Annotated in this window: 5 protein-coding genes; 3 read left to right on the top strand and 2 right to left on the bottom strand. The window is 71.1% G+C overall.

Annotation, left to right across the window (positions count from 1 at the left end; genetic code table 11):
* Positions 1-495 (bottom strand): cellulose biosynthesis cyclic di-GMP-binding regulatory protein BcsB (locus tag MFF54_RS22075; RefSeq protein WP_238306412.1); only part of this gene is annotated, 495 nt, incomplete at its 3' end.
* A gap of 7 nt (positions 496-502) precedes the next feature.
* Positions 503-2,905 carry a UDP-forming cellulose synthase catalytic subunit gene (gene bcsA / locus MFF54_RS22070; protein WP_238306415.1) on the bottom strand — a complete coding sequence of 801 codons (2,403 nt, stop codon included), beginning with the start codon at positions 2,903-2,905 and terminating at the stop codon, positions 503-505.
* A 460-nt stretch (positions 2,906-3,365) separates the two neighbouring features.
* Here bcsA and MFF54_RS22065 point away from each other — a divergent pair, with 460 nt between their 5' ends.
* The 3 genes from MFF54_RS22065 to MFF54_RS22055 all read left to right on the top strand — a co-directional run.
* Positions 3,366-5,777 carry a response regulator gene (locus MFF54_RS22065; RefSeq protein WP_238306411.1) on the top strand — a complete coding sequence of 804 codons (2,412 nt, stop codon included), beginning with the start codon at positions 3,366-3,368 and terminating at the stop codon, positions 5,775-5,777.
* A 327-nt stretch (positions 5,778-6,104) separates the two neighbouring features.
* On the top strand, positions 6,105-6,806 hold the full coding sequence (gene bcsS / locus MFF54_RS22060; RefSeq protein WP_238306414.1) for a cellulose biosynthesis protein BcsS: 702 nt from the start codon (positions 6,105-6,107) through the stop codon (positions 6,804-6,806).
* Positions 6,807-7,139: 333 nt separating this feature from the next.
* Positions 7,140-8,740, top strand: a 1,601-nt coding sequence (locus tag MFF54_RS22055; RefSeq protein WP_238306413.1) for a PAS domain-containing sensor histidine kinase, incomplete at its 3' end; no start/stop codon positions are given.

Below are 8,740 nucleotides of genomic sequence, written 5' to 3'. Positions count from 1 at the left end.
CTCCACCACCTTCACGGCGCCCGGCGCCTGGATGCGGGTCCAGCCGACCTTCTGGCCGTTGACGCTGCCCACGAGTTCCGACGATTCGGGCGCCACCGAGATCGACGAGATGTAGGAGACGCGCAGCCGCGCGCTTCCGCGGGTCTGAGCCTCGGTGAGGTAGACCGGAAAGGCCAGCGTCGCCTCCTCGCCCGACAGGCGGTAGCCCCGCGTGCCGGCCGGGAAGCGCCGGGCGGGCGCGATGGCCGCCTGCGTGGAGATCCGGCGCTCCGCCTCTTGTGCGGGCGGCCGGGCCGGGGCGGCGGGCGGCGGCGGCCGCAGCGCATCGCCAGCGGGTGGTATGGTCAGGCGCTCGGCCGGGCCGGCGCCGAGGAAGCTCTGGGCCGCTGCGGGTCCGGCGGCCCAAGCCGCGGCCGCCAGCACCGTGATCAGGGCGATTGCGCGGGCGCGTGCCCCGACCAGGCAGCCCTGCGGATATCGGGTGCGGGCCTTCATCGCACGCTCACGCCGTCCCGGTGCGGCGCCGGTCCTGCCCGGCGAACGCGCGGTCGTTCTCGAAGTCGAGCATCAGGCGGACCCAGTCGCTCTCGGCCTCGGCCGGGGCGCGGGTGGGCTCGCTGCGTGCGGCCAGGACCGCCGCGGGAGCCGGGTTCGGCAACGGCGGTCGCGCTTCTGGAGCCGGATCCGTCGGCTCCGGTCCGTCATAGCTGGGCTGCACGACCCTGGCCGCGGCCGGCGTCGTATCGGCGGCGGCAGGCTCGCCCGCGAGGGCATAGCGCACGGCGCGGACCGGCTCGACCAGACCCCACCAGATGAATTGCAGCGTGCCGGTGAAGAGATCCTTGTGCCGCCGCCGCCGCATCTGGAAGCGACGCATGGCCTCGGCGTCGCCGTACATCAGGCCGGAGAGCGCGACGTAGTCCTGGGCCCGCAGCCTGCCGAAGGCGAGGCGGCAGACCGCCTCGTCGCCGCTGCGGTCGACCGGGCCCAGCACGACCGGCAGGGCGCCCGCGGCCCGCGCGCCTGCCACCGGGACGACGGCGAGGCTCCCGGCGATCGGCCGGTGCCCGGCCCCGGCGCCGAGGGCGGCTGCCGGCATCCGCACGGTGCACGCCTCCGCCGAGACGCGCTCGACCGCCACGTCGACGGCCCGGCCGCCGAGCGTGAGGTGCCCGCGGCGGCTGATCGGCAGCGAGGGCATGCGCTCCAATTGCCGCCGCTCGGCGCAGACCCCGAGGGCGGCTCCCGCGGTCAGCAAGTTGAAGAAGTTCCACAGGCCGACGACCAGCATCAGGTTCGTCACGCCCGGCTCGAAGAGGTAGCGGTAGGCTGCCACGGCACAGCCGGTCGCCAGCAGGGCATAGACCGCGAAGAAGGGGGCCGCCAGCGACGAGAGGTGGTCGTGCTCGAGCGTCGCGCCCTTGTTGGTGACGTTGAAGGTGGGCTTCCGCGGCGACCAGATCACCGAGACGATCGCCTTCGACAGGTAGAGGCCCTGGACGTACTCGTAGAGTTCCGAGACGAACGGCCAGCGGAACTTGCCGTAGACGTAGTTCTGCATCATCAGGTTGATGACGATGTAGGTCGCCGTGTAGGCGATCGACTCGTCCACGCTCGCCACGAAGATCTTCAGGTCGAAGAAGATGTGCAGCAGCGGCGCGAACATGAAGATCAGCCGCGGCACGGGGAAGAACCAGAAGGTCATGCTCGACAGGTAGGCGATCTTCTGGATCGGCTTCAGGCCGCGCTGGAAGGCCGGGTTCTTCAGGAGCAGGATCTGGAACATGCCCTGGCACCAGCGCGAGCGCTGGCCGATGAAGTCGGTCAGCGTGTCGGGCTGCAGGCCCGCGATCAGCGGCGTGTCCACATAAGCGCTGGTCCAGCCGCGGGAATGCAGCTCGAAGGCGGTCTCGCAATCCTCCGTGATGGTGATGCCCGAGAACCCTCCGGCCTCATCGAGTGCCGTGCGGCGCAGCAGCGCCGCCGAGCCGCAGAAGAACGAGCCGTTCCACTTGTCGAGCCCGCGCTGCGTGACCGAGTAGAACATCTCGTTCTCGGAGGGCATGCGCTCGAAGGTGCGCAGGTTCCGCTCGATCGGGTCCGGGTTGAGGAAGGCGTGCGGGGTCTGCACGAGGAACAGCTTCGGGTCCTCGGCGAAGTAGCCGACCGTCTCGCTCAGGAAGGAGCGGAACGGGACGTGGTCGGCATCGAGCACCACCACGATCTCGCCCCGCGCGTGGCTGAGGCCGTTGTTGAGGTTGCCGGCCTTGGCGTGCTCGTTGCGCGCCCGCGTCAGGTAGCGGCAGCCGAGATCGTCGCAGAGCGCCTGAAGCTCGGCCCGGCGGGCGCGGGCGGATACGGCCTTCTCCGGGTCCGGGTCGGCGCATTTCTGGTCGGTGCCGCCGTCGTCGAGCAGCCACACGGTAAGCTTGCCGGGCGGGTAGTTCATCTGGCGCGCTGCGGCGAGCGTCATCGCCAGGATCGCGGCATCCTCGTTGTAGCTCGGCACGAAGACGTCGACGCCCGGCAGGTCGGCGGCCGGCGCGGCTGGGGGCGGCCGGCGCCGGAGCGGTTCGGCATTGATGATCAGGCTGACGAAGAGGATGAAGACGCAGTACAGTTCGCCGACCAGCAACAGCAGCCCGAAGCCGAAGCTGACCGGATCACCCGGCGAGGGAAGTGTGTCGGTGACGCGCCACAGGATGTAGCGCAGCACCACCAGGCTTCCCATCGCCAGGAAGATGAAGCGGCTGCGCGGCCCGTCGAGGAAGAGCCAGAGCGCGATCATCGCAGCCATCGCAGCCAGGCTCATGGCGAGCTGGTTCTGCGTGCCGACGGGCTGGCTCAGCAGGACGAGGCCGGCCGCCGTCACCCCCATCCAGGCCAGCCACCGCACCGCCCACATCACGCCTGCCACTCCAAGTTCGGGAATCCCCTCATCTTCGGAAATCCCCCATCACCACTTTATGTCGCTTTGTCGCTCAGGGAACATATTTTCTGTCCCGCCCGGAAGACCCGGACCTGTCCGTGTACGGATCAGCACCGTGCACCCGACGCATGGCGGCCAGCGCTAGCCCTTATGAGAATATGTTTTCGACGCTGCTGTAGAAGTCGGCCTGCGAGTTCCACCCCCGAAGGTATAAAAACGACTTTAATGAAAGCTGTCTTCAATTGCGGGATTCGCGGTGCAGCAATGCATCAGCGGACTCGCATGCTGAAGCGTCGAGCGACGTGACACAACCTGAAGAGGTATTTTGTCGCGCCTGGATCGGTGGCATTAACCCGCCCTTAAGCGGCTTGGCCGTCTCGTGGAGGGCACGGAAGCCCGAGGGCCTTCACTCAGCAAACCGTGCCGGTGCCCCCGCATGCTGGACTCCGTCCGGATCCCGCTCAAGGTTCTGAACGCAGCCCAGCTCGCCGGCATCGCGGCCGCGGCCTTCGCGCTCGCCTGCCTGGGCGCCGGCCTCGTCGCGCCGCGCAGCGATCCCGATGCGGGGGGGCGCGGAGTGCTGGAGGCCTCGCGCAGCTTCGCCGAAGCCGTGGACGAAGCGCTGATCGGCGCGGTCGCGGACGCCCGCAACGTCGCGCTACTGCTGCGTCTCGACGATCCGGATCTTGCCGATGCGGCGCGCGTGGGCCTCGTCAGAGACTGGCTCGCCCTCAACCCGCGCTACCGCGACGCGGTCCTGATCGGCCCCGACGGCACCGTGCGGGCCGCGGGCGAGCCGCGCCGCCTCGGCACCAGCGTGGCGCGCGAGCCTTGGTTCGCGCGGGCGCGCAACGCCGAGGCCGTCGTGGCGGGCGCGGAGGCGGATGCGGCGTTCACGGTCGCTCTGGCGCTCGGGCCCCCGGGCCGGTCGGACCGGCTTCAGCTTCGGGCCGCGCCGGTGCTCTTCGAGGAGATCGGCGCCCGCGTGCGACGCGCCCTCGCGCTGCCCGCCGATCTCGCCTTCGCGGTCACGGGCGCGGACGGCCGTGCGCTTGCCGGGATCCTGGCCGCCGCGGACGACCCGCGGCCGCACGCCGCGGCGCCGACGCGCGGCGGGCCGGATCTCGCCAATCCGGGCTGGCTGGTGACGGGCTACGCGCCCGTCGCGAGCCGGCCCGGCGCGGCGCCGGATGGGCGCATCCTCGGCCTCGGACTCGCTCTTGTCTTCGCGGCCGGCACCCTCGGCTGGGCGCTCGGCGGCCGGGCCGCCCGCCCGCTTCAGCGCCTCGCGGATGCGCCCGCGGGGAGCGAGGCGCCGGCTTCGGCGGTGCGCGAGATCGCGGCCCTCACCGGCTCGCTGCACGACCGGGTTCGACACGCCGACGCGCGGCTCGACCGCGCCGACACGGGCCTCGACCGCGTGCGCGGGCGGTTGCACACTTTCGAGACGATGTCGGGCTGGACCTGCTGGGAGATCGACCCCGAGACCCGGCAGGTGATCTGGTCGGATCCCGAGGAGGCCGGCGCGCCCGCCGACCGAGCGGTCGCCCTCACCGATCTGGCGGCCCGGTTCGAGCCCGCCGACCACGCCCTTCTCGATATCACGCTGCGGGCAACGCTCGCCGCCGAGGGCCCGCACGACGTGGTGCTGCGTACCTGCCCGGACGCCGACGGCGGAGCGGCCGGGGCACGCGTGCTGGTGCGGTTCCTGCGCGTCACCGACGCGGCAGGCCGCACGCGCGTCCACGTCCTCAGCCGCGAGCTCGGTGCTGCCGACGACACGCCGTCCGGCCTGAACGAACGACGCCGCAGTCATGTCCTGCGCCGCGTCACCGACGGCATCGTCCACGATTTCAACGACGTGTTGACCGTGGTGCTCGCCAATCTCGGCGTGCTTCGGCGCCGCCCGGGTCTCGATCCCGAGCTGGCCCGCCTCGTAGATACGGCGCTCGCGGGTGCACAGCGCGGGGCCGCCCTGACCCGGCGCATGCTGAGCCTCGCGCGGGGGACGGAGGAGGGCATCGGCGAGAGCGACCTCGCGGCGACCGTCGCCGCCTTCCTGCCCTTCATGCAGGGTAACGTCCTGCGCGACGCGCCTGTCATCGACCGCGTGCCCGCGGACCTGCCGCGGGTGCTGTGCTCCGAGCGCGTCCTGGAGATCGCGCTCCTCAACGTCGCCTTCCACCTCCGCGACCACGGCCTCCACGGCTTCGCCGTCGGGGCGGCCGAGCATGTGTCGGAGCAGCCGACCGATCTCGGCCTGCCCGCGGGGCGTTACGTGCACGTCCTGCTCGCCAGCGGGCGGCGCCCGCCCGGGGAGCCTTCGCGCGCGGCCGGGACGGCCGGGATCGAGACCGCGGCGCGCCTGATCGCCGAGGCCGGGGGCGCTTGGCGCCTACTCTCGGACGGCAGCGGTGAGGAGGGTTTCCTGGCCGAGATCTGGCTGCGGGCGGCGGAGCGCGCCGCCCCGGCCGAGCCGCCCGCCTGGGCCAGTGCCTTGCGGGTCCTGCTCGTGGAGAGCGACAGCCTCGTGCGCGCGAGCGTCGCCGAGGCGCTCGCCGAACTCGGCCATCGCGTCACCCAGGCGGCGTCGGGCGAGCACGCCCTGACCCTGCTTACCGAGAGCGACGCCTACGACGCGATGATCGCCGACCAGTCGATGCCGGTGATGACCGGGTTGCAACTTGCCGCGACGGTCGTCGAGCGCCATCCCGGCATCCGCGTCATCCTGGCGAGCCCGCACGGGCACCTGCCGGCGGCGGGCCGCCGCTTTCTGCAACTCGACAAGCCGTTCCGGCAGGAAGACCTCGCGGCGCTGCTGGGCGCGCCGGAGGCCCGCGCCGCCTGAGCCGTCCAGGCTGTGCGTGCTGCGGGCGGGCGCTTCGCGCCCGTATCGGCCCGCGAGAGAGCCGGCGATGCGCCCAATGTCCGGCGCAGCGATACTGTCCGGTTTAAGAGAAGCGGCAGGTATTCCGTCCGCGGCGCGCGATATTTCTCAGTCCGCGGGAAGTGCTTGTTAACCGTCATAGCGGAGAAATCGGTGCGTTAGCGTGTGCGTATCCGGGAGCGAGCGGCCGTGGTTTCTCCACACCGGGATCAATCCGTCCGGACTTGTTTTCGAGCCGGCCTTGCAGGCCTTGCCGTCCTCGCTGCCGCCTCGGCCCGCGCGGCCGACCTGCCGGTCTCCTCCGGGAGCGCCGACTGGTATACCGGCGCGCAGGCCCAGGCCGTGGACGACAGCTGGGCGGTCGCGGTCGACGGCTCGACCAGCATCACCTCGAACAGCTCGGCCTTCGGCTCCGTCACGGTCACGGCGGCGCTCGGCGCGCCCCCGACCGTGAGCGGCGCGCGTGTGCGCGTCGAGGGCATCGCCGGCACCTACTCCTATCCGGGTCAGCAGGTCGCCTCGCGGGTGACCGGCTACCAGCAGGAAGGCTCGCTGATGGGCGGCTACGAGTGGATCTGGCGAGACGCCGCGCTCGCCGGCTTCATCGGCTTCAACGTGCGCAGCAACCAGCTCTCGGTCCTCGATCCCGGCAACCCGGTGGTCGGCACCGGGATCGGCTTCCGGGTCGCCGCCAACTTCTACGCCAACCCGACCGACCGGACCATGGTCTCGGCCTACGGCTCGTACTCGACCAAGTTCAACGCCTACTATTCCCGCTTCCGGGTCGGCTACATGGTCGCCGACGGGGTCTATATCGGGCCTGAGGCGCTGTTCCTCGGCGATGACTTCTTCCGGCAGTACCGCGTCGGCGCCCACCTCTCCGGCCTGAGCTTCGGCCCGGTTCAGATGTCGCTCGCCGTCGGCTACGTGCGCGACCGGATCCAGGGCACGGGCTACTACTCGAGCATCGAGGCGCGTGCGAACTTCTGAGCAGAATGCGGACCCGGCCGGCAGGGCGCTTGTGACAGGCTGTCCGCTTGTCCGGAACGGGCGGAGGAGGGATATGCCACCTATGTCTGGCCCGCGCCTCGTCTCCCGCACCGTCCGTCTCGTCCCATCACCCATCGCCCAGTTCACCGCATGGCCGCAGGAGCCTGGGTGTCCGGCCACGTGAGCGATCCCTTCGCCTTCCTGCCCCGAGGCGGCCGCACCGGAGACGAGATCCGAACCCGCGACTGGTCGCGGACCCCGCTCGGCCCGCCGGAGGCTTGGCCGCCGGCGCTGCGCAGCGCGCTCTCGCTCATGCTCGACTGCCCCACCGCGATGTTCCTCGCCTGGGGGCCGGACCTGCTCTGCTTCTACAACGACGCCTACCGGCCGATCCTCGGCTACCGACTGCCGACCGCACTCGGGCGCCCGTTCCGCGATGTCTGGGCCAGCATCTGGGAGGAGATCGAGCCGCTGGTCGCGGCCACGCTCGCGGGCGAGAGCCAGGTGCTGACGGACCTGATGCTCGACCTCTCCCGCGATGGGCAGGCGGAGCAGAGCTGGTGGTCCTTCACCTACTCGCCCGTGCGCGACGACGCGGGCGCGATCGCCGGCCTCTTCTGCGTCACCGCCGAGACCACGTCCCGCGTGCTCGGCGAAGCCGCCTTGCGCGAGAGCGAGGATCATTTCCGGCACACGGTCGAGCTGAACCCGCAGGTGCCCTGGACCTGCGATCCGGCCGGCAACATCACCTCCTACTCCAATCGCTGGCTCGACCTGACGGGCCAGGCGCCCGGTGAGCCGCTGGGCTCCGGCTGGGCCAAGGCGCTCCATCCCGACGATCTCGCCCCCACCCAGGCGGTCTTCGCCGCGAGCCTCGCCTCGGGCGAAGTGGTGGACGTGGATTACCGCATCCGTGTCGCCCGGCAGGGCACCTATCGCTGGATGCGCGCCCGCGCCTATCCGCGGCGAGACGCGGACGGCGCGATCATCTGCTGGTACGGGGTGGTCGAGGACATCCACGACCGCAGACGCGCCGAGGAGCGCCTGCGCGAGGTGAACGCCGTGCTGGAGCGGCGCGTCACGGAGGCGCTCGCGCAGCGCAAGCTCTGGGCCGACGTGTTCGAGACCACCGACGCTCTGGTGGCCGCGCTGGACGCCGAGTATCGCGTGCTCGCGCTGAACCGGGCCTACGCGGACGAGTTCGAGAGCCTCTACGGCGTGCGGCCCCGTATCGGCGACGACCTCCTCGCCCTGCTGGCGCCCTGGCCCGCGCACCAAGCGGCGACACGGGCCATCTGGGGGCGGGCGCTGGCGGGCGAGGATTTCACGGTCGTGGAGGCCTTCGGCGATCCCGCGATCCGGCAGGCGAACTACGAGCTCACCTACACGACCTTGCGCGACGCGGAGGGGGGGCGGATCGGCGCCTTCCAGTACGGCACCGACGTCACGCAGCGCCTGCGCGAGCAGGAGCAGCTCCGTCAGGCTGAGGAGGCTCTTCGTCAGTCTCAGAAGATGGAGGCTGTGGGCCAGCTGACGGGTGGGGTGGCGCACGACTTCAACAACCTCTTGACCATCATCCGCTCCTCCGTCGAGTTCCTGCGCCGGCCCGACCTGCCGGAGCTGCGAAAAGCCCGCTACCTCGACGCGGTCTCCGACACGGTCGATCGCGCCGCCAAGCTCACCGGCCAACTCCTCGCCTTCGCCCGGCGCCAAGCGCTCAAGCCCGAGATCTTCGACGCGGGCGCCCGCCTGCAGGCCATCGCCGAGATGCTCGACCAGATCATGGGCGCGCGCATCCGCGTCAGCGCGGACTTGCCCGACACGCCCTGCTTCGTGCGCGCCGATGCCAGCCAGTTCGAGACCGCGCTGGTCAACATGGCGGTCAATGCCCGCGACGCGATGAACGGGGAGGGCGACCTGACCCTGCGGGTCAC

Source organism: Methylobacterium gregans (assembly GCF_022179245.1).
GTDB classification, from domain to species: Bacteria; Pseudomonadota; Alphaproteobacteria; order Rhizobiales; family Beijerinckiaceae; genus Methylobacterium; species Methylobacterium gregans.
The sequence above is the reverse complement of the archived record's forward strand: the minus strand, read 5'-3'. Positions and strand labels throughout refer to the sequence as shown.